The organism is Calothrix anomala FACHB-343 (assembly GCF_014696435.1).
Lineage (GTDB): Bacteria > Cyanobacteriota > Cyanobacteriia > Cyanobacteriales > Nostocaceae > Aulosira > Aulosira anomala_A.
This window is the reverse complement of sequence record NZ_JACJQG010000053.1, coordinates 1-20,688: the sequence shown is the minus strand read 5'-3', so window position 1 is coordinate 20,688 and position 20,688 is coordinate 1. Positions and strand designations below refer to the sequence as shown.

General features: G+C 42.5%; 15 protein-coding genes and 1 pseudogene. 10 read left to right on the top strand and 6 right to left on the bottom strand.

All coding sequences use genetic code 11. The features are described 5' to 3' along the window. Window positions 1-361 precede the first annotated feature (361 nt). Window positions 362-1,063, top strand: a complete 702-nt coding sequence (locus H6G08_RS25505; RefSeq protein WP_190548117.1) for a conjugal transfer protein TrbI — start codon at window positions 362-364, stop codon at window positions 1,061-1,063. A gap of 456 nt (window positions 1,064-1,519) precedes the next feature. Then, window positions 1,520-2,761, top strand: a complete 1,242-nt coding sequence (locus H6G08_RS25500) for an S-layer homology domain-containing protein (RefSeq protein WP_190548114.1) — start codon at window positions 1,520-1,522, stop codon at window positions 2,759-2,761. A gap of 53 nt (window positions 2,762-2,814) precedes the next feature. Here H6G08_RS25500 and H6G08_RS25495 read toward each other — a convergent pair whose 3' ends face one another. Continuing rightward, window positions 2,815-4,146, bottom strand: a complete 1,332-nt coding sequence (locus H6G08_RS25495) for a sensor histidine kinase (protein ID WP_190548112.1) — start codon at window positions 4,144-4,146, stop codon at window positions 2,815-2,817. A 281-nt stretch (window positions 4,147-4,427) separates the two neighbouring features. Here H6G08_RS25495 and H6G08_RS25490 point away from each other — a divergent pair, with 281 nt between their 5' ends. After that, window positions 4,428-4,745, top strand: coding sequence for a DUF3155 domain-containing protein (locus H6G08_RS25490; RefSeq protein WP_096642104.1), 318 nt, complete (start codon window positions 4,428-4,430; stop codon window positions 4,743-4,745). A 428-nt stretch (window positions 4,746-5,173) separates the two neighbouring features. Here H6G08_RS25490 and H6G08_RS25485 read toward each other — a convergent pair whose 3' ends face one another. Continuing rightward, window positions 5,174-5,701, bottom strand: a complete 528-nt coding sequence (locus H6G08_RS25485; protein WP_190548110.1) for a cofactor assembly of complex C subunit B — start codon at window positions 5,699-5,701, stop codon at window positions 5,174-5,176. Between the two features lie 59 nt (window positions 5,702-5,760). Beyond that, window positions 5,761-6,108 (bottom strand): PadR family transcriptional regulator, encoded by a 348-nt coding sequence (locus H6G08_RS25480; protein WP_096642102.1) that lies wholly within the window; start codon window positions 6,106-6,108, stop codon window positions 5,761-5,763. A 596-nt stretch (window positions 6,109-6,704) separates the two neighbouring features. Here H6G08_RS25480 and H6G08_RS25475 point away from each other — a divergent pair. From H6G08_RS25475 to rpsN, 5 genes are all read left to right on the top strand, one after another. After that, window positions 6,705-7,280 (top strand): DUF3611 family protein, encoded by a 576-nt coding sequence (locus H6G08_RS25475; RefSeq protein WP_190548108.1) that lies wholly within the window; start codon window positions 6,705-6,707, stop codon window positions 7,278-7,280. 226 nt (window positions 7,281-7,506) lie between these two features. Next, complete coding sequence (gene serS / locus H6G08_RS25470; protein ID WP_190548106.1) at window positions 7,507-8,787, top strand: serine--tRNA ligase; 1,281 nt, start codon at window positions 7,507-7,509, stop codon at window positions 8,785-8,787. 201 nt (window positions 8,788-8,988) lie between these two features. Continuing rightward, a complete protein-coding gene (rseP, locus tag H6G08_RS25465; protein WP_190548104.1) occupies window positions 8,989-10,086 on the top strand; it encodes an RIP metalloprotease RseP in 1,098 nt (365 codons plus the stop codon). Further along, entirely contained in the window at window positions 10,062-10,751 is a 690-nt protein-coding gene (nth, locus tag H6G08_RS25460) for an endonuclease III (RefSeq protein ID WP_190548102.1), read from the top strand. Before rseP ends, nth begins: the two co-directional genes overlap by 25 nt. Window positions 10,752-10,848: 97 nt before the next feature. Continuing rightward, window positions 10,849-11,151, top strand: coding sequence for a 30S ribosomal protein S14 (rpsN, locus tag H6G08_RS25455; RefSeq protein WP_167724537.1), 303 nt, complete (start codon window positions 10,849-10,851; stop codon window positions 11,149-11,151). A 76-nt stretch (window positions 11,152-11,227) separates the two neighbouring features. On the opposite strand, the gene H6G08_RS25450 is transcribed toward rpsN, so the two are convergent. Next, on the bottom strand, window positions 11,228-11,557 hold the full coding sequence (locus H6G08_RS25450; protein ID WP_190548100.1) for a DUF8822 family protein: 330 nt from the start codon (window positions 11,555-11,557) through the stop codon (window positions 11,228-11,230). A 105-nt stretch (window positions 11,558-11,662) separates the two neighbouring features. Between H6G08_RS25450 and aat the strand changes: the two genes are divergently transcribed. Together aat and H6G08_RS25440 are read left to right on the top strand one after the other, a co-directional pair. Beyond that, a complete protein-coding gene (aat, locus tag H6G08_RS25445; RefSeq protein WP_190548098.1) occupies window positions 11,663-12,238 on the top strand; it encodes a leucyl/phenylalanyl-tRNA--protein transferase in 576 nt (191 codons plus the stop codon). Window positions 12,239-12,845: 607 nt separating this feature from the next. Next, window positions 12,846-19,394: a cadherin-like domain-containing protein gene (locus H6G08_RS25440; RefSeq protein ID WP_190548096.1), complete on the top strand. Its 6,549-nt coding sequence runs from the start codon at window positions 12,846-12,848 to the stop codon at window positions 19,392-19,394. A gap of 187 nt (window positions 19,395-19,581) precedes the next feature. On the opposite strand, the gene H6G08_RS38310 is transcribed toward H6G08_RS25440, so the two are convergent. After that, the gene (locus H6G08_RS38310) at window positions 19,582-20,256 is read right to left on the bottom strand and encodes a GGDEF domain-containing protein (RefSeq protein WP_339381708.1); all 675 of its coding nucleotides are present in this window, start codon (window positions 20,254-20,256) and stop codon (window positions 19,582-19,584) included. Continuing rightward, window positions 20,230-20,544, bottom strand: a pseudogene (locus tag H6G08_RS38305) (GGDEF domain-containing protein); the annotation flags it as partial. The gene H6G08_RS38310 and the pseudogene H6G08_RS38305, both read right to left, overlap by 27 nt. Window positions 20,545-20,688 lie beyond the last annotated feature (144 nt).

The window sequence follows — 20,688 nt, the reverse complement described above, 5'->3', positions numbered from 1 at the left end:
ATCGCAAATTGTAGGGGCGAGGTTTTCTCGCCCTTATGAGTTAAAACATGCCTAATAATATGATATGGTAATCTTTTTAATTGCATTAATTGCAATGGTTGACACAGATATAAAAACTTCGGGAACAATCTAACCAAGATTGCTGTCATATCTCCTATATATACTGAACTAACTAATCGAACTTATTAATAGGCGCGTATTAGCAGCATAAAAAAGCTCAAGAGCGATCGCAAATAATGCGCGTCTTAAAAATACTTTATCTACGGAATATGCCTGTAGGCAGGTTGCAAAATATTCAGAAACAATTTCAGTAAATCTGCGTCCTTAAATTATCTCAAGAGACTGAAACGGAAACCCTACCATGACAACTATTTATCGTTGGAAATCAGGAACAGCTGCCTTAATGGCAATGGCAATTACTACAGGTGCAATTACTCCTTTATTTACCTCTGCTCCTGCTAGTGCCCAATACAATATTAACCAATCCCGAGTAGTTACTATTCCTTCCAATGTAACATTGCCTGTTACTTATGAAAAAGAAAAAGTAATTGTTAATCCAGGGGAAACTTTAGCGCTAACACTAAAGATAGAAAGCGATATTATTGATCGGAACAGAAATGTATTGATTCCTCAAGGAACTGATGTTATTGGTAGATTAGAACCTGTAACCCTGGGTGGAGTTTATTCAGGTAACAGTAACAGTAACAGTAATAATAACAAAAACAAAGGTGTCCGATTTGTCGCCCAAGAATTAGTATTTCCTTCTGGTCGCCGTCAGCAAATTAATGCTACTTCGCGCACATATTCCCAAACTGAAAGAATCTCCCAAGGTGCAGATACAGGTAGTATTTTAACAGATGCTGCTATTGGTGCAGGTGCAGCGACTGTAATTTCACTAATTACTGGTAACCGCAAAATAGAAGTTTTAGAACCTGTAGGTGGTGCAGCTGCTGGTGCTTTAGCAAGTATCCTGTTGCGGAAAAAACAAGCAGATGTTTACGTCTTACGTCCTCAGCAAGATTTAGACATTACTTTAACTTCTAGTTTGGCACTATCCCGCTAATAGGCTTAATTAGATTTAAGTCGTGAATTTAATCATCCCTAATGCGCGATCGCTACTTTTTAGATGTATGCGATCGCTTATTTTTTTTAATTCTTATCTCTGCCAAATTGTTATTTTCATAAATTGTATTTAATTAACTTTATCTACCAGTGATATTACATAATCTGTCATATTTTCACAAATCCAAGCTTATCCTACATTTCATCCGGATCGCCGTGTCAGGTTTTGAATAAATAAACTCAATATCCATACATAATCTGGGGTAATTATAAAATTATTCCAGATTATAGATTGCGCTTTTTTGACTTCATTTATGACTTTATATATATGTCTAGCTCACCAGTCATGACTTAAGTCACGGTTTCTAAAAAGACAAAATAATTAGGAACATTCACCTGACTAAATTGTCTAATTATTTAACAACAAAAACAAATAAATTATATTGGACTAAACTCTATGTTTGCTTTAAATCGTTGGCAATCTGGCACTGCTGCACTCATGGCATTGAGCATCACAACAGGTACTGTAGCACCTTTATTTACAGCAGCACCCTCATTTGCTCAAACTACTTTTACTGATGTTTCTTCTAATTATTGGGCGTCACAATTTATTCAACAATTATCACAAAGAGGTGTAATTGCTGGCTTTCCTGATGGTAGTTTCCGTCCAGAAGAACCAGTAACCCGCGCTCAATTTGCTGCTATGGTAAACAAAGCTTTCCAAAAATCACCACAACGGCAAGCAATTAATTTTACAGATGTACCAAGTAACTATTGGGCGTCTAGTGCAATTCAGCAAGCTTATACCATCGGTTTCTTATCAGGATATCCCGGAAATCGCTTTGAACCTAACCAAGCAATTCCCCGTCAACAGGTTTTAGTTTCTCTCGCTAACGGTTTAGAATATAGTCCTAATAGTAATGTTGAAAGTACTCTGCAATATTTCAACGATGCTTCTAACATTGCTGACTATGCCCGTAGCCCCATCGCAGCTGCAACTGAAAAACAAATTGTAGTCAACTATCCCAATGTTAAGTTCCTCAATCCTACTAGCACCGCTACCAGGGCACAAGTAGCAGCTTTTATCTATCAAGCTTTGGTTAGTTCCAATCAAGCCTCAGCGATTAACTCACCCTATGTTGTAGCGCTGCAAAATACCACACCCACACCCGTAGCAGTAACAATTCCTCAAGGTACTGCTATCCCTGTGAAGTACGATAAAGCAGAAAAAATTCTTGTAACCAAAACCGAAACCGCACCTTTAACCCTAACAGTCGCGCAAAACGTCGTCACTCAAGACGGTGCGATAGTGATTCCCGCAGGTAGTCAAGTAGTTGGTCAACTCAAACCAGCTGAAGGTGGTTCGCAATTCGTAGCCCAAAAACTAGTATTAACATCAGGTCAAGAATATCAAATTAACGCCACCTCTGAGGTCATTAACAAAACAGAAACAGTCAACAAGGGCACAAACGTCGGCACCATCATTAAAGATACCGTCTTGGGCGCAGGAGCCGCAGCTGCGGTATCCGCCGTCACAGGCGATCGCGCGATCGCTACAGAAGAAGTACTCGGTGGCGCAGGTATCGGTGCTTTAATTGGCTTATTCTTCGGTAAAAACAGCGTTGACCTCATCGCCATCGACCCCGACACCGACCTACAAATGACCATCAATCAAAACTTGTTGGTTTCGTTGAGATAATCAACAGTCAACAGTCAACAGTCAACAGTCAACGGTCAACGGTCAACCCTTGACTAATTCTCAACTTCTGGCAACCAAATTATAAAAGTTGTTCCCGGTGCCTTGGGTGATGCGATTGTGGAATTAATTGCAGGGCTAAAGACTTCAATCTTACCCTGCATTTGCTCTATTAATTGTTTTGCGATCGCTAATCCCAAACCAGTACCAGGAATTTCTGTTTGCGCCTGTACGCCTCGGTAATGACGTTCGCCAATATGTGCTAAATCTTCTGGGGGAATACCAGGGCCTGTATCGCTAATAGCAATTCCCTGTAAATTATCTTGCTCTTGCCCTACCTGAAGCAGAATTTTCCCACCAGAGGGAGTGTATTTCAAAGCATTATCTAAAATATTGCTCAATACTTCTCGTAAAGCCTTGACATTCACATGGACTAAAGGTAGGTTTCGCGGAATTTTAGTTATGAGTTGCAGCTTTCGTTCCTGAGCAATTGCTTTAGCCGATACTAATAACGGGGTTAATATTTCCAATAAAGCACAGTCAGTTGCTTGTTCTCCTGTTCCTGGTAATAACAGGGGAAGTTTTGCTTCTTGATGAATGGTAGCTTCTACAACTACTTCATTTTCCGGAAGCGATCGCTGTGCTACATCTGGAGGTGCTAAGTCAATTACTTGGTCAAACTGTAGCAGTAATTCTTGCAAGCGATCGCTTTCTCTGATGATATTACCAGCCACATCTCGATTCGCATCCCCCGCCCGCAAGCGCTTCATTAGCAGCTTTCCAAACGTCCTAATGGCTGTTAAGGGATTGCGAAACTGGTGTAGGAGGTTATCCAGCAAATCTCGCTGCTGTTCTTGCAGGATTTGTTGTTGATGTAATTGCTGCTGTAACCAGGCACGACGCTGATCTAAAATACAGGCGATCGCTAAAGTTTGAGCTATTCTTTGAATTTCGCTTTGTTCCTGCTCATTCCAAGCTCTATCTTCCCTACCTGTTACTAATAAACCCATCATCACACCCTCATGAATTAAGGGTAAAACAATTTGGTTTTCACTCAGTAAATATTCCTCTGAAGTCTCAGGTTCCTGTGATGAATTTGTCGATTCTACCCTACCTGTTAATAATTTTCCCTGATTCGCTGGTAATGCCAAAACATTTTGTACTGTAAGTTCTTCCGGCATTTTGGCATCAGCAGTTCCCTCAAATTTCCGTAATATAGCTGTCTCTGGATATACCACCACCGGAATCAGTTTGGCCTCCCCTGTGGGAGCATCCACCAATTCTTGCGTTAAGTAGACAATACTCAACGATGCTCCTAGCCCTTGGGTCAATAGCGCTATTTGCTCTTGGCATAGAGCAACAAAATCAGAACTGGCAGACATTAACATTTTTCAGATTTTGCTCTAGTTTATAGAAATTGGGGGTAAATTAAAGAAGAGGGTTATTTTGTTCCTCACCCATTTAATAAAGCTTAACTAAATCTTCTTAGTAATGCTTTGTCTCAGGGAATTATATATTCCCTAATTTTGATTTCTCTTGTTTTCAAGAGATTATTTAAGTTGTATCAATACTTTAAAAACTGTTGATTTTTTGAACTAGAACTTATATAATTACGACGGATTTTGTAGCTATCACTACAATCTATAGCTTGAAAGAGGAGGAAAATAGGTTGGCAAGGAGACGGAAACGGAAAAGTCGTCGTCGCCAAGAAGGGCGTCGAATTCTAGAGCATGTGCCTCAATATAGCATCGAAAGTGGCGAAGAAAAACCTGTGACAGCAGCCAGAAAATTTATTCAAGCTGAAGGTATCGCGCCACCTGCGTTGCTACTTGTGAAACGGAACGAACACACCACAGACCGATATTTCTGGGCAGAAAAGGGACTGTTTGGTGCTCAATACGTAGAAGAGAACCATTTCTTGTTTCCCAGCCTGAGGGTATTAGAACCTCCCGCCGGTCAGGAAACCCTAGCTTTAGCTAGTCGTTGAACTACAAATGGTTATCTTACGCCTTAATGTTACTTCTGACAATCATTTAACTGGCAAAATTGCTGGCGTTATGCAAAAGTTTGATTTGACTTTGTAGCTGAGTTGCCAGTTGGGCTATTCCAGGTAATGGGAAAATCGACTTGTTTCAAACCAAGCTAGTTTGCATGGGTTGATTGATAGCTTCGTAATCGATACAGAAGTCAGCATAGAGCGAAAAGTGTTTCCTAGCGGGAGCTAAATTGCACGTTTATTTGGTAGATTGCTTAGGACACTCTGTCAACTGCTATAGTTATTTCCCTACGATCTCGTATCGTAGGGAAACTGACATCTTATAGATTCTAATTTCAGATTCCTAGTGTGTGTTTCCGGAAAATTTAGACAGAAGTCAGCATATCATACCCAAAAGATGTGCAGAAATTGAAAATTTATCAAATAGCTTTTAACTGTAGTGCCTTCTGCAACTCTGTGAGTTCGTCTCGATGAGCAATTACAGTTATTTTACTTGAGGATTGTTGCTGATTCGGGTTTGATTCCAGTTTGAGCGACACTTTCTCAAGTCTTCCGGCTTTCTTCCAATAAAAAATACCACTCATAGGTGAGAGCAGTAGTAGCCCAAAAAATAGGCTACGAACACTCGGAAAAAGTATTGACAAAACCAGAGACAAACAAACCAAACCAGCAAATGCTAGCAGCGTTAAAAACACAGCTAGAAACCAGCTTGGTTTAACAAACCCTTCAAAAGTCACTTGGTTTTGTTCACGATCTACTGCTGCCACTCGATAAGAACGGGAGCGAAAATACTCCTTAAGTTGAGGCATCAAAGTGGCTTCATCTTGCTCAGAGATCAGTTGTGCTGTCTGAGTACGCTCTTTAGTAGAAGCGCGAATAAAGAAAAACAGCCCAACCGACAACAACAAGGTAAGTAGAAACGTGGATGGCAGAATAGCAGTATCCATAACTAAAACAGGTACTATTTGATTGGAGGCGACTTATTCATTTCATTATTAATTATTCGTTACTTTGTTCGTTGATTGATGTACTCGAGCCAAAGCCGAGCTAAATCTTGCGATTGAGCTTGCCATTCTGGAGAAACTTGGTACATCCGCCTCGGGCGTCCCCGCCCTTCGAGTTTCTTCCAGTATCCATCTATTGCCCTTTGGTCTTCGAGAAATTTAATCGCACTATACAGTACGGTATCCGAAAGCCGATAGGTTGGATATTCATTCTCCAGTCGCTGGATCAACTCGGTTCCGTAAGATTCACCTTGCAGTAAAACATACAGAATGTAACAAACTGCTAGTTCCTGACAGAGGTAAGTTGGCGGAGGATTCTCAAAGAATTGATATATATCCTCAAGTTTCATGGTTAGGGAATGGCTAAAAAATGCCTTAGGGTAAGAACTAAAATGCTGGTAGCCAGTATATAGCGATACTTTTTTCTAAGTAAGGATATAGCGCTACTTAGGCATAATTTACAAACGTAGACAAGACAAGGCTGTCCTACATCAGTTGAAGTTGTAGGACGATTGTGTGAGTTTCAGGGAAACAGAAAATGCATCCCTGCCCAAGCTCAAGACGATGTGGTGAGGAGCAATTTAAGATATTGGCAAAGCCAACACCTTAGTGTCAAGTGATGCCGAGCTGGTTAGAACTGCTTAAGCATAAGATGCCATCGATGAAATTTTACAGGTAAAATGCAATTTTGTCTGTAAAAGTTAATAAACACTTTTTTTACAATGATTATCCCAGTGCAGACCGTAGAATATGGGGGCTAGGTGTGAGGGGCTAGGGGCGGCTAGGGACTAGGAACTAGGTGTGAGGGGCTAAATCTGGGATAATAATTACTCTTGCCACTACCAATGCCCAATGCCCATCTGCCCAATGCCCAATGCCCAATGCCCAATGCCCCATACCCGATGCCCATATATGTTAAAAGTGCCTAGTAAATTGGTAACAGCTTATGTCGCAAAATCCTGACATTACATCGTCTTCTAATATTCGAGCAATTGGTCAGAAGTTTCGCCTAATAGGTTGGATCAGTTTTTGGATACAGCTGGTATTAGGTGTAGTTTCTGGTGTGATTTTGCTGTTATTTGCCATCTCTAGCCAAAGACCTGGGAGTACAGGTAATAATGCGGGAGCAGGATTTGGCATTTTTTTGGCAATTTGCGGGCTAGTTACCTTGGGTGTAGGAATTTATTTAGCTTTTCGTTACAGCAGACTAGGTACTCAACTCTTATCTGGTAATCCCAACAACCGACCGCGTAAAAGCGAAACTATACAAGTATTGCGTTTAGGTGTGATGGTAAATTTAGTGGGAATTCTCTTGACTCTTTTAGGAGCACAGGCGATCGTTGGAACGTTAGCAGCCAGAGCAATTACCCAAACTCAATTTATCTTTTCGCCTCAAGGTAATCAACCATTCATTAGCGGTTTAGATATGTTTGTCGTCCAAGCAAATACCAATACTGTAATGGCTCACTTTGCAGGGTTGATTGCATCGTTGTGGCTACTCAATCGGATTAGTAAGCCTTAGTCAATAGTCATTGGTCAGAGACGCGATTCATCGCGTCTGTACAATTGTCCTCCTTGTCTTCCTTCCCATGCCCCATGCCCAATCCCCCATGCCCATTTTCAGGCTAGGTTTGACAATATACGAGATTTAATTAAATTTTGTATTGTAAATCCTGTGCTGTTATACCAAAATCAGGATATGCTGATGTGTTGGCAGGAAATACTAGGCAAAAGATAAAGAAAAATCTGTGCTGGATATTAAGCAAATACGAGAAAATCCCCAATTAGTTCAAGAACGCTTGAATAGCCGTAGTGGTAAATACGATATTCAACCAATATTAGAGTTAAATCAAAAACAACGGGAATTGGAAGGCACTCGCAGTCAACTCCAAGCCCGGAGTAATGAAATTGGTAAGATTGTTGGGCAAAAGATTAAATCTGGAATTGATGCACAGTCGCCAGAAATTCAATCTTTGCGGGATGAGGGTAATTCGGTCAAGGCTCAATTGAGCGAACTAGAACCGCAAGAAAAAGCGATTAAAGCGGAAATTGAGCAATTGGTGCTTGCACTTCCTAATTTACCCAGTGAGTATACGCCTGTTGGTAAAAGTGAAGAAGAGAATATAGAAGTTCGGCGTTGGGGTAATGAATATATTCCTCAAAACCCAAATATTCTCCCCCATTGGGAAATTGGCGAAAAGCTAGGTATTTTGAATGTAGCGCGGGCTGTGAAAATTGCCCAAAGTCGTTTTGTCAACCTCATCGGTGCTGGCGCGGCGCTGGAGAGGGCGTTAATTCAATTTATGCTGGCGCGTCAAATTGAAGCCGGTTATTTAGAAGTCAGTCCGCCGATTTTGGTAAATAGCGAGTCGTTGACAGCAACCGGTCAATTACCCAAGTTTGCTGAAGATAGCTTTAAATGTGCTGATGATGATTTGTGGTTAATTCCTACAGCAGAAGTTCCCGTAACTAACCTATATCGTGGAGAAATTCTGGATGCGGAAGATTTACCTATTTACCATTGTGCTTATACTCCCTGTTTTCGGCGCGAAGCTGGGAGTTATGGGCGTGATATGCGGGGATTAATTCGTCTGCATCAATTCAATAAAGTAGAATTGGTGAAATTTGTGCATCCGAGTAGTTCTTTTGATGAACTAGAAAAACTGGTAGGAAATGCAGAAGCGATTTTACAAGCGTTGCGATTACCTTACCGAGTCATCAATTTATGCACGGGAGATTTAGGATTTTCTGCTACCAAAACCTATGATTTAGAGGTTTGGTTACCTTCAGCAGGGAAATACCGAGAAATTTCTAGCTGTTCTAATTTTATTGATTTCCAGGCACGACGGGCGGATATTCGCTTCAAGGAAGCAGGTAAAAAAGGTACACAGTTTGTCCATACCCTCAATGGTTCTGGTTTGGCTGTAGGTAGAACTATGGCAGCAATTTTGGAGAATTATCAACAGCCAGATGGGACAGTTTTGATACCAGAAGTCCTGCAACCCTATTTAGGGAGGGAAGTATTGTAGTTATTGGTCATTGGTCATTTGTCAAGAATTTCTGGACTGTTGGCTGTTGACCATTGTACAGACGCGATTAATCGCGTCTCTAACAACTGACTACTGACCTTTAGAGAGAAAATGTTCAATTCCAGGGTGTAAAGACCAATGCTAACGATTGACACATTTTAGAATGGAAATATGTATATAGCTTAATATCTTGTTTGATCTATGTCAGTTTTAGCAGCGATCGCAGTTTTGGCTGTTTTGATCTTGGTACACGAACTAGGACATTTCATTGCAGCACGTTCTCAGGGCATTCATGTTAACCGGTTTTCTTTAGGTTTTGGCCCGGTTCTTTGGAAATACCAAGGTACAGAAACCGAATATGCTATCCGCGCTTTTCCTTTGGGCGGCTTTGTCGGCTTTCCTGATGACGATCCAGATAGCAATATTCCCCCCAATGACCCGAATCTGCTGCGTAACCGTCCTATATTAGATAGAGCGATCGTCATCAGTGCAGGTGTGATCGCCAATTTAATATTTGCCTATTTGCTGTTGGTGGGACAAGTTAGTTTTGTTGGTGTAGGACATGCTAATCAACCCGGCGTTTTTATTCAACATTTAGCACCAAACGCCAGCCCTGTAGCAGCAAATGCGGGAATTAAACCAGGAGATGTCATAGTATCGGCTAATCAAAGAAAATTTGGCACTTCTTTGCAAGAAATCGACGCTTTTAGAGATTTAATTAAAACTAGTGCAGGTAAGCCAGTTGAACTGGAAATTGCTCGTGGTGACCAAAAGTTATCGCTAACTGTGGTGCCAGAAGCAAAATCTAAAGGCGGTACAATTGGCATTGAGCTTTCTCCCAACGGTAAAGTTGAGCGTCGTCGTATTTCTAACCCGATTGAAGCTTTGTCAGTTGGTGCGACTGAATTTCAGCGCATTGTGCTGATGACCTTTAAAGGTTTTGGACAGCTAATTACTAACTTTGGTGAAACTGCAAGCCAAGTAGCTGGCCCAGTGAAAATTGTGGAAATTGGTGCTAACATTGCCCAAAATGATACCGGCAGTTTGTTCTTCTTTGCAGCATTAATCAGCATTAACTTGGCAATCATCAACATTTTGCCCCTACCAGCTTTAGATGGCGGACAACTGGCTTTTCTGTTGATTGAAGGTTTAAGCGGTAAGCCCTTACCTATGCGCATTCAAGAAGGTGTTATGCAAACAGGTTTGGTGCTACTGTTAGGTCTAGGTATTTTCCTGATTGTTAAAGAAACTACTCAATTAACCATACAGTTGGAGTGGGTACAAAAATTGTTCCAGTGATTGCTACTCGCAAACCCCCATCTAAGAAGCAACGAGCGCTAGAAATTTTAACTCGCTTGCAGTGCCTTTATCCAGATGCAACTTGCTCTTTAAATTACGAAACACCTGTGCAGCTATTGGTAGCAACAATATTGTCTGCACAGTGTACTGATGAACGAGTGAATAAAGTGACACCAGCTTTATTTGCTCGCTTTCCTGATGCTGAAAGCTTGGCTAATGCTGATTTGACAGAGTTGGAAGAATTGGTACGTTCGACAGGATTTTATCGAAATAAGGCGAAGAATATTCAAGGCGCTTGTCGAAAGATTGTGACTGAGTTTAACTCTGTAGTTCCCAATACAATGGAAGAACTATTAACACTTCCTGGGGTAGCGCGGAAAACGGCTAATGTGGTTTTAGCTCATGCTTATGGAATTAATGCTGGGGTGACTGTTGATACTCACGTTAAACGCCTTAGCAATCATTTGGGTTTGACAAAACATACAGATCCTGTTCAGATTGAGCGAGATTTGATGAAGTTATTACCACAAGCAGATTGGGAAAATTGGTCAATTCGCTTGATTTATCACGGAAGGGCTGTGTGTAAAGCGCGTTCTCCCTTATGTGTTGCTTGTGAATTAGCAGATTTGTGCCCAAATGCGAATAAGCCAACGTCAGTAGGATAAGCTATAATAGCAGCCCTAGAATTGCTAGGAATTAAGGTTAAAAACCTGTCCTAACTGTAGAATGGAAAATGCTGTCTTTAAATAAATTAGAGAGTGTATGGCCAAAAAGAGCATGATTGAGCGCGAGAAAAAGCGCGCTAAGTTGGTAGAAAAGTATGCTGAGAAGCGGGAAGCATTACAGTTAGACTTCCAAAATGCTGAATCTCCCCTAGACAAGTTAGAAATTCACCGCAAAATTCAACAATTACCCCGTAACAGCGCACCTAACCGTCGCCGTAACCGTTGCTGGGTAACAGGTCGTCCTAGAGGTGTATATCGTGACTTTGGGCTATCTCGGAACGTCCTGCGGGAATGGGCGCACGAAGGTTTGTTACCTGGAGTGGTTAAGTCTAGCTGGTAGTCATTAGTCATTGGTCAATAGTCAATTGTCAATAGTTTTGAACTTTTGACTATGGACTTTTGACTATGGACTTTGTTTATTGACCGCAACACCGATCGATTCCCAGACTTTCTAAGAGTAGATCGCTGACGGCGTTGGCGATCGCAAACTCTCCATAAAAGCTTTTAGAAAAATCAAAGGCCTGCATCTCTGTAACAATGGCAATTACTAGGGAACCAAGGTCGTTTTCTCCTTCCATGCGTTGACGGACAAAAATCTGGGTGGCGCGTTGAGCAATCTTGCGATTAACTGTTTCTGGGAGAAATTCTGTATCCAGCCATCGTAGCAGGCTTTGTTGTAGCCATTCGCCTTCAAGCTGGGGATTTTCGGATGGTGGTAGAGTGATTGGCGGAATTGGTTCTGTCATTTTTTTTAAACGCAGAGGGATACAAAGAGAAATGTATGGGAACGCAGGTGATGGCTGTTACCATCGAATTGCGTTATGAATATGTTTTTTATTGCAATCTGCACTATGGAATATGATATCGCTGCGATTATTCAAGGTTATGCTCAAGGCTATTTTCTCATGGCTGATGACTATGGAGGCTTGGGCTGGTATGGTAGCCGCGATCGCACATTGATTCCTTTAGATGACAGATTTCGCTATCCTAAATCGCTGCAGCGGGTTTTGAACCAAGAACGGTTTACAGTCGCCATTAATCGTGATTTTCCGGCGGTGGTAGCTGGTTGCGCTAACCGCGAGACTACTTGGATTTCAGGAGAATTAAAGGAAATATATCAGCTACTTTACCAGCATGGTTACGCTTTTAGTTTTGAAACTTGGCAAGGTGATGAACTAGCTGGGGGAATTTTAGGAATTGCGATCGCAGGTGCTTTTATTGGCGAATCGATGTTTTACCGCATTCCTGAAGGCTCAAAGGTAGCAATGGTAAAGTTGGTGGAGAGATTGCGTCAAAAGCAATTTGTCCTGTTTGACGCACAAATGATGAATCCCCATTTGGCGAGATTTGGAGCTTATCGGATTCGCGATAAAGAATATCAAGCCCTACTTCAGAAAGCTTTAAAAAGCCCTTGCAATTTCAAGTAAGTAGGGCGGTGCAATTAAACATAACTGGCAAGGGCTGTCATTAGTCATTAGTCATTTGTCATTGGTAAAGGTTTCAAGCCAATTTACGTTTCTTAACATAGTTTGGTTTTTTTCCACCGACTTACTTAAGTCCTTTTCACTGCAATTTAGGCTAATAAGCATAAAAGTATTCCGAGAAAGTGAGTTAGCAATAAGCAAAATCAAGCAAATTGCTGCTTTGATTTATTGCATGTTATTAGTAACTAATCAAAATTAAAGAAATCATGAAGTAAATGTGTTTTAAAATACATTGATTTCATAGAAAACTATATATTTCAGCTTACTAAAATAGAGGAATGCATAAATTTTCTTTCTAGTAAAATTTCCATACACTATACCTGCAATAATGATAAGTTACCAATCAGTTCGTCGTAGTAAGTTGATTTGCTCTAATATTCTGACTGCATTCATTATGTTTGCTGGTATACCGCAGTGAGTAATATATTGTGTGTTATTATTATGGGTTTGCCATGATTATTAAAAAAGCATTTCGGTGATTATTCAAAAAAATACTATTGAAGAGTGAAGCTGTTAAATGTGAAATTAATTATTAGGAGAAATTATTTTAATGAATTGTAATAAAAATATATTGTTGCAAGATTCGCATTTATTAAATGCAGCGATCGCTCTAGGAAATCAAAGCAATAAAATCAAATACATCAGCAGCTTAAATGTAGTAGTGGGTAAAGTGTTGGTAGTGTTCGATAGTCGGGTTTGCGATCTGCCAACTTTTTTAAATGGGTTAGTTGAAGGAGCAATACCCCATATTTTAGGAGCAGATGAAGATGCGCTGACAACTATTACCCAACTATTAACGAAAACGGGAGCGAAGCAATTAGCGATCGTTGCTCACGGCGAACCAGGTGTAATGTACATTGGTGCAAATCCCCTGAATCTAGAGCAATTGCATAGGAAAGCTTACCTGCTACAAGAATGGGGCGTAGAAGAGATTGCGCTCTATAGTTGTGAGGTAGCAAAAGGCGATCGCGGTCAAGCCTTTATTCATAATTTCAGCCAAATGACTGGGGCCAACATTGCTGCATCTGCAACCAAGATTGGTAACAATAATCTTGGCGGAAATTGGCATCTGGAAATTGCAACCGCACCAATAAATCCCAGATTGGCATTTTTGCCTTCAGTTCAATCTCAGTATCGTGCGACCTTAGGTAACGAATTTCGCGTCAATACTACAACTAATGGCGATCAGTGGTATTCTTCGGTAACGGCACTATCAGATGGTGGCTTTGTTGTTACATGGTCATCATCTGTCGGTGACGGCAATGGTTGGGGCATTTATGGGCAACGCTATAACGCCAGTGGAGCCGCTGTTGGCTCCCAATTTCTCATTAACACCACTACCGCCAATGACCAGCAGTATTCTTCAGTAACGTCACTATCAGATGGTGGCTTTGTTGTTACATGGTCATCGAATGGTCAGGACGGTAATGGTTGGGGCATTTATGGTCGGCGCTATAATGCCAGTGGAACTGCTGGCTCCGCATTTCTGATTAACACCACTACCGCCAATGACCAGTTGTATTCTTCAGTAACGGGACTGTCGGATGGTGGTTTTGTGGTTACCTGGTCATCAAATGGTCAGGACGGTAATGGTTGGGGCATTTATGGTCGGCGCTATAATGCCAGTGGAACTGCTGGCTCTCAATTTCTGATTAACACCACTACCGCCAATGACCAGCACTATTCTTCAGTAACGGCACTGTCGGATGGTGGCTTTGTTGTTACCTGGTCATCAAATGGTCAGGACGGTAATGGTTGGGGTATCTATGGGCAACGCTATAACGCCAGTGGAGCCGTTGCTGGTTCCCAATTTCGCATTAACACCACCACCAACGGCGATCAGCAATATTCATCGGTAGCAGGGCTTGCGGATGGTAACTTTGTTGTTACATGGTCATCATCTGTCGGTGACAGCAGTGGTTGGGGCATCTTTGGGCAACGCTATAACACCGATGGTACAGCAGAAGGCTTGCAATTTCGCATTAACACCACTACTACCAACGATCAGCTGTATTCTTCAGTAACAGCATTGTCCGTTTCGGACGGAGGCTTTGTCGTCATCTGGTCATCATCTGGACAAGACGGCAATGGTTGGGGCGTTTATGGGCGACGCTATAACGCCAGTGGCACAGCAATTGGCACTGAGTTTTTAATTAATCAGACAACCTCCGGCGACCAGTGGAATCAAACTTTTGCAAATGGGACTTACAGTGTTGATCAGCTTGCTAATGGCAATTTAGTAGTCACCTGGTATGGTAACGGTTCCGGTGATAGTACAGGAGTGTTTGCCCGCATCTTCGAGCCTCCGGTACTGGACTTAAATGGTAATACCACTGGCAACGACTTTAGTGCCACCTTTACCGAAGATGCAGCTGCAACTAGCATCGTCAGCACAGTCACTAGTGGGTTAACTTTAAGCGAACCTGAGAATCAAAATATTTTCTCGGCTACCATCACCATTACCAACTTACTTGATGGCAATGCCGAATCCTTAGCTGCTAATACATCAGGCACGGGTATTACAGCCTCCTACAACACAACAACTGGAACGCTAACGTTAACTGGTACAGTAGCCGCCTCAGTTTATCAAACAGTGCTGCGAAGCATTACCTACAGAAACACCTCCCAAAACCCAAACACCACACCTAGAAACATTAGCTTTGTTGTTACGGATATTAGCGGTGCAACTAGCATTGCCCGAATCTCAACCGTTAACGTCATCTCTGTTAACGATGCACCTTCTGGAAGCAATAAAACAATTACAACGAATGAGGACACAGGCTATATCTTTACTGTGTCTGATTTTGGCTTCAGTGATATTGAGAATCATGCCTTCAATCGTGTCCGCATCACTACAGTTCCTGCAGCAGGTAATCTCACCCTCAATGGTGCTGCCGTCATAGCAGGTACTTTTATAAATGCCAGCGACATTATTGCAGGCAATTTCCGATTCACCCCTGCTCTCAACGCGAACGGCAACAATTATGCTTTGTTCACCTTCCAAGTAGAAGATAACGGTGGCACTGCTAATAATGGAGTCAATCTAGATCAAACTCCCAACAGCATCACGATTGACGTTACTCCAGTTAACGACGATCCAGTTTTGACGCCGCCTAATCCTATCGCTTATTTTGATACTGCTAATGATGATAATTTTCTGCCTGTAACTGGTACGCTTACTGTTACTGCTGAAGATGCTGGTCAAACTTTAACCTATGGATTGGTTAGCGCGATCGCAGACTCTACCTTGAGTGGTTTTACCCTTTCCAAAACTGGCACCTACGGTAAGCTTTACCTCAACAGCAGTACAGGCGCTTATCGGTTTGTTCCCAATGACACCGCTATTGAAGCCCTAAAAACAAATACCTCTGAATCCTTTACAGTCACTGTCACCAATGGAGATGGTGGTACAGATTCCAAATCACTCAACATCAATCTAACAGGTGTTAACGATACACCGACACTTACTGCTACTGTTAGCGCCGCTAGCTACATCGACACGGCGAATAACGACAGCTTCAACGCTATCAGTGGACAACTTAGCAGCAGCGACAGAGATAGCGGTGATAGTTTCACCTATGGCATAGTCGGCGGTACTGATAACAATACGACAGTCACCAAAGTTGGGAATTATGGTACCTTAAGCCTGAACAAAACCACAGGCGCATACACCTTTACTCCCGATGATGCAGTGATTGAAGCACTCACAACCAATGCGGTTGAAAGCTTCACTTTGCAAGTTAGTGATGGAGATGGTGCAACAGCCAATCAAACCCTGACTATTAACCTGACAGGCGTTAACGATACACCGACACTCACTGCTACTGTTAGCGCCGCTAGCTACATCGACACGGCGAATAACGACAGTTTCAACGCCATCAGTGGACAACTTAGCAGCAGCGACAGAGATAGCGGTGATAGTTTCACCTATGGCATAGTCGGCGGTACTGATAACGGTACGACAATTACTAAAGCTGGGAATTACGGCACCTTAAGTCTGAACAAAACTACAGGCGCGTATACGTTCACTCCTGATGATGGGGCGATTGAAGCACTCACAACCAATGCGGTTGAAAGCTTCACGTTGCAAGTCAGTGATGGAGATGGTGCTACAACCAATCAAACCCTGACTATTAACCTCACAGGTGTTAACGATACACCGACACTTACTGCTACTGTTAGCGCCGCTAGCTACATTGACACAGCGACTAACGACAGCTTCAATCCCATCAGTGGACAACTTACCAGCAGCGACAGAGATAGTGGCGATAGTTTCACCTATGGCATAGTTGGCGGTACTGATAACAATACGACAATTACCAAAGCTGGGAATTATGGCACCTTAAGCCTGAACAAAACTACAGGCGCGTATACGTTCACTCCTGATGATGCGGCGATTGAAGCACTCACAACCAATGCGGTTGAAAGCTTCACGTTACAAGTCAGTGATGACAATGGTGCTACAGCCAATCAAACCCTGACTATTAACCTGACAGGCGTTAATGATACACCAACACTCACTGCTACTGTGACTGCCGCTAGCTACATCGACACGGCGAATAACGACAGTTTCAACGCTATCAGTGGACAACTTAGCAGCAGCGATAGAGATAGCGGTGATAGTTTCACCTATGGCATAGTTGGCGGTACTAATAACAATACGACAATTACCAAAGCCGGGAATTATGGCACCTTAAGCCTAAACAAAACCACAGGCGCATACACCTTTACTCCCGATGATGCGGCGATTGAAGCGCTTACAACCAATGCCGTTGAAAGCTTTACTTTACAAGTCAGTGATGACAATGGTGCTACAGCCAATCAAACCCTGACTATTAACCTGACAGGCGTTAACGATACACCAACACTCACTGCTACTGTGACTGCCGCTAGCTACATCGACACGGCGAATAACGACAGTTTCAACGCTATCAGTGGACAACTTAACAGCAGCGACAGAGATAGTGGCGATAGTTTCACCTATGGCATAGTCGGCGGTACAACTAACGCTACGATAATTACCAAAGCTGGAACTTATGGCACCTTAAGCCTGAACAAAACCACAAACGCATACACCTTTACTCCTGATGATGCGGCGATTGAAGCACTCACAACCAATGCGGTTGAAAGCTTCACGTTGCAAGTCAGCGATGACAATGGTGCTACAGCCAATCAAACCCTGACTATTAACCTGACAGGCGTTAATGATACACCAACACTCACTGCTACTGTTAGCGCCGCTAGCTACATCGACACGGCGAATAACGACAGTTTCAACGCTATCAGTGGACAACTTAGCAGCAGCGATAGAGATAGCGGTGATAGTTTCACCTATGGCATAGTCGGCGGTACAACTAACGCTACGATAGTCACCAAAGCTGGAACTTATGGCACCTTAAGCCTAAACAAAACCACAGGCGCATACACCTTTACTCCCGATGATGCAGTGATTGAAGCACTTACAACCAATGCGGTTGAAAGCTTCACGTTGCAAGTCAGCGATGGAGATGGTGCTACAGCCAATCAAACCCTGACTATTAACCTCACAGGTGTTAACGATACACCGACACTTACTGCTACTGTTAGCGCCGCTAGCTACATTGACACAGCGAATAATGACAGCTTCAATCCCATCAGTGGACAACTCACCAGCAGCGATAGAGATAGCGGTGATAGTTTCACCTATGGCATAGTTGGCGGTACAACTAACGCTACGACAGTCACCAAAGCCGGGAATTATGGCACCTTAAGCCTGAACAAAACCACAGGCGCATACACCTTTACTCCCGATGATGCGGCGATTGAAGCGCTTACAACCAATGCGGTTGAAAGCTTTACTTTGCAAGTCAGTGATGGAGATGGTGCTACAGCCAATCAAACCCTGACTATTAACCTCACAGGCGTTAATGACGCGCCTTATGCCGTTGCTGACTCCTTCAACATTAACGAAGACAGCACGACGACTAACATGTATAACAGCTTATTGAGCAACGATACTGATGTCGATACAGGAGACACAAAGAATATTCTCAGCGTCACCACTACAGGAACAAAGGGAACTGTATTATTTAACTCTAGTACTCAAAGCCTGAGCTACAGCGCTACAGGATTCGATTTCCTGAGTGTGGGACAAACTGCTACAGATAGCTTCAGTTACACAATTGTAGATTCTCAAGGAGCAACATCGACTGCTTCTGTCAATTTCACTATTACAGGCGTTAATGATGCCCCCACTCTAGTAAGTCCAGCCATTGAGGATCAAATCATCTCAGTTAACCAATCCTTCTCATTCAATATCAGTACCAACTTTACTGATATTGACCAAGGAGATGTTCTTACTTACAGTGCTACAGGATTGCCCAGTGGATTTAGCATTAATGTCAACACTGGTATAATATCAGGCTCTACTTCTAACGCTGGTATTTTTACGGTGAATGTCACAGCCAATGATGGACGTAGTGGCGTTAGTAACCCCTTTGACCTGATCGTTGCTAATAATAATGCGACTGCAGGCAATGACATCATTTATGTGAGTCAACTTAGCGGTATTAATAAGGATAAGGTTAATGCCAAAGCAGGAAGCGATCGCGTTATTGGTACCAGTGCTAATGAGTTTCTTGGCGGTGCGGAAGGTAATGATTACCTTGATGGTCAGGGTGGTAACGACAAACTTATTGGTGGTGATGATAACGACACACTAATTGGTGGACTTGGCAATGATGACCTCCAAGGCGGCGACGATAATGATATGCTCATTGGTTGGGGAAGTGGTACAGGTAGCGCAAATCAAATCGATGAACTCAACGGTGGTGACGGTGCAGACACCTATATTCTGGGAAATAGCACCTCAGTCTTTTACAGCTTTGGTGGCTTTAATGACTATGCCAAGATTATCAGCTTTGAAGCTCAGGATCGGATTCAGCTGAAGGGAACAGCTAGCAACTACTCTTTGAGTCCAGTTCCATCATCTGTGTCTACAGGTAAAGCATCTGTCGGTATCTTTACCAATTCTGGAACAGAATTGATTGCAGTCCTTAAAAACGAAGGTTTAAACTCAACAAGCCTCTCAACCGATTCTCGTTTTGTTTTCATCGTTTAATCCCATCTTCATAGAGTGATTTGGGGTAAGTGAGGTCAACCTCTATACCCCAAGTCTCCATCGCAAAAACAAAGCAATCAACACAGTCCAAATTTGGCATAAGTTTGTATTAATCCCTATCTCCTTAAGCCCTTGAGACTCTTTCTTCCATAACTAAGCTAAGGCTAACCTATTAGCCTTTGTCGCTTCAAAAACGGATTTGATTGCGTCCGTTTTTTTTGGCTTCTCGAACTTTGTCGCTAGCACGCTGTAATAAAGCTACCGGAACATCTTTTTCTATCAATTCGACAACGCCAAAACTAGCGGTCATGTAAAATTGTTGACTGTTGTAAGCGGTGACAATTTCCTGACTCAAAGCTTGGCGAATTCGTTCAGCTATCTGACAGGCGGTATTTAGGTCTGTGTCAGCCATGACGATACAGAATTCCTCGCCACCGTAACGTGTAACCCAGTCTACCGACCTGACATTATTTTTCAGTATTTGTGCGGCGGTTTTTAGGGCGCGATCGCCTGTGGGAAAGCCGTAGGTGCGATTTACTTCACCAAAATGATCTAAATCGAGTAGGATAACTACTAATAATTTTTTATACTTATGTGATTTTTCAATTTCACGGGGTAGTAATCTGTCGAGATAGCGACGATTGAAAACCTCAGTTAAACCATCATGTTCGGCTTCGGCTCGGTATTTTTGCGCTAAACGACTGGCTTTTAATACCATCTCATTAATCATTCGTTCGGCAGTCACTCGGATGCGATGCTCAAAATCAGCGATTAGCTTGTCTTGTCCTGCTGCATCTGCGATCGCATCAAAGTCTTCAATGGTGATAACTTGGTTACGTCCTCTTTGTTTGGCAGCATAAATACATTGATTGATTTCCTGCCATATTTGCTCCATAGAAGAATGTCCCTTCATGGGTACGACTCCTAAAGAAGCTGTCAGTTGAAGGAAAGACTTGTTCTCTAAAGGGAATTTATAATTTTGAACCTGAGTTTTGAGAAACTCTGCAAAGGCTTTACCTTGCTCAATATTGCCACGCATACAAATAGCGAATTTATCACCACCTGTGCGGGCGACTATTCCGGCTCCTAGTGCGTACTGTTGGAGAATTTTGCCAAGTTCTTGCAATATGCGATCGCCTACACTATGACCATGACTATCATTGTTGACAACTCCCCCTACTTAAGGCGTGGGGATTCTTCCTTCACAGAAAAACGCCTTGCAAAAGCAGTGCCTTTACTTGGTCTTACTCTTTCTCCAGAAGCGGTAGCGAGATGCCCTCCCGCCAAAAGTCGT

Coding starts and splice junctions, on each gene's coding strand:
- H6G08_RS25505 (WP_190548117.1), top strand. CDS start 362: ATGACAACTATTTATCGTTGGAAATCAGGAACAGCTGCCTTAATGGCA.
- H6G08_RS25500 (WP_190548114.1), top strand. CDS start 1,520: ATGTTTGCTTTAAATCGTTGGCAATCTGGCACTGCTGCACTCATGGCA.
- rpsN (WP_167724537.1), top strand. CDS start 10,849: ATGGCCAAAAAGAGCATGATTGAGCGCGAGAAAAAGCGCGCTAAGTTG.
- H6G08_RS25480 (WP_096642102.1), bottom strand. CDS start 6,108: ATGAAACTTGAGGATATATATCAATTCTTTGAGAATCCTCCGCCAACT.
- H6G08_RS25440 (WP_190548096.1), top strand. CDS start 12,846: ATGAATTGTAATAAAAATATATTGTTGCAAGATTCGCATTTATTAAAT.
- H6G08_RS25495 (WP_190548112.1), bottom strand. CDS start 4,146: ATGTTAATGTCTGCCAGTTCTGATTTTGTTGCTCTATGCCAAGAGCAA.
- aat (WP_190548098.1), top strand. CDS start 11,663: ATGGAATATGATATCGCTGCGATTATTCAAGGTTATGCTCAAGGCTAT.
- H6G08_RS25475 (WP_190548108.1), top strand. CDS start 6,705: ATGTCGCAAAATCCTGACATTACATCGTCTTCTAATATTCGAGCAATT.
- H6G08_RS25485 (WP_190548110.1), bottom strand. CDS start 5,701: ATGGATACTGCTATTCTGCCATCCACGTTTCTACTTACCTTGTTGTTG.
- rseP (WP_190548104.1), top strand. CDS start 8,989: ATGTCAGTTTTAGCAGCGATCGCAGTTTTGGCTGTTTTGATCTTGGTA.
- H6G08_RS25450 (WP_190548100.1), bottom strand. CDS start 11,557: ATGACAGAACCAATTCCGCCAATCACTCTACCACCATCCGAAAATCCC.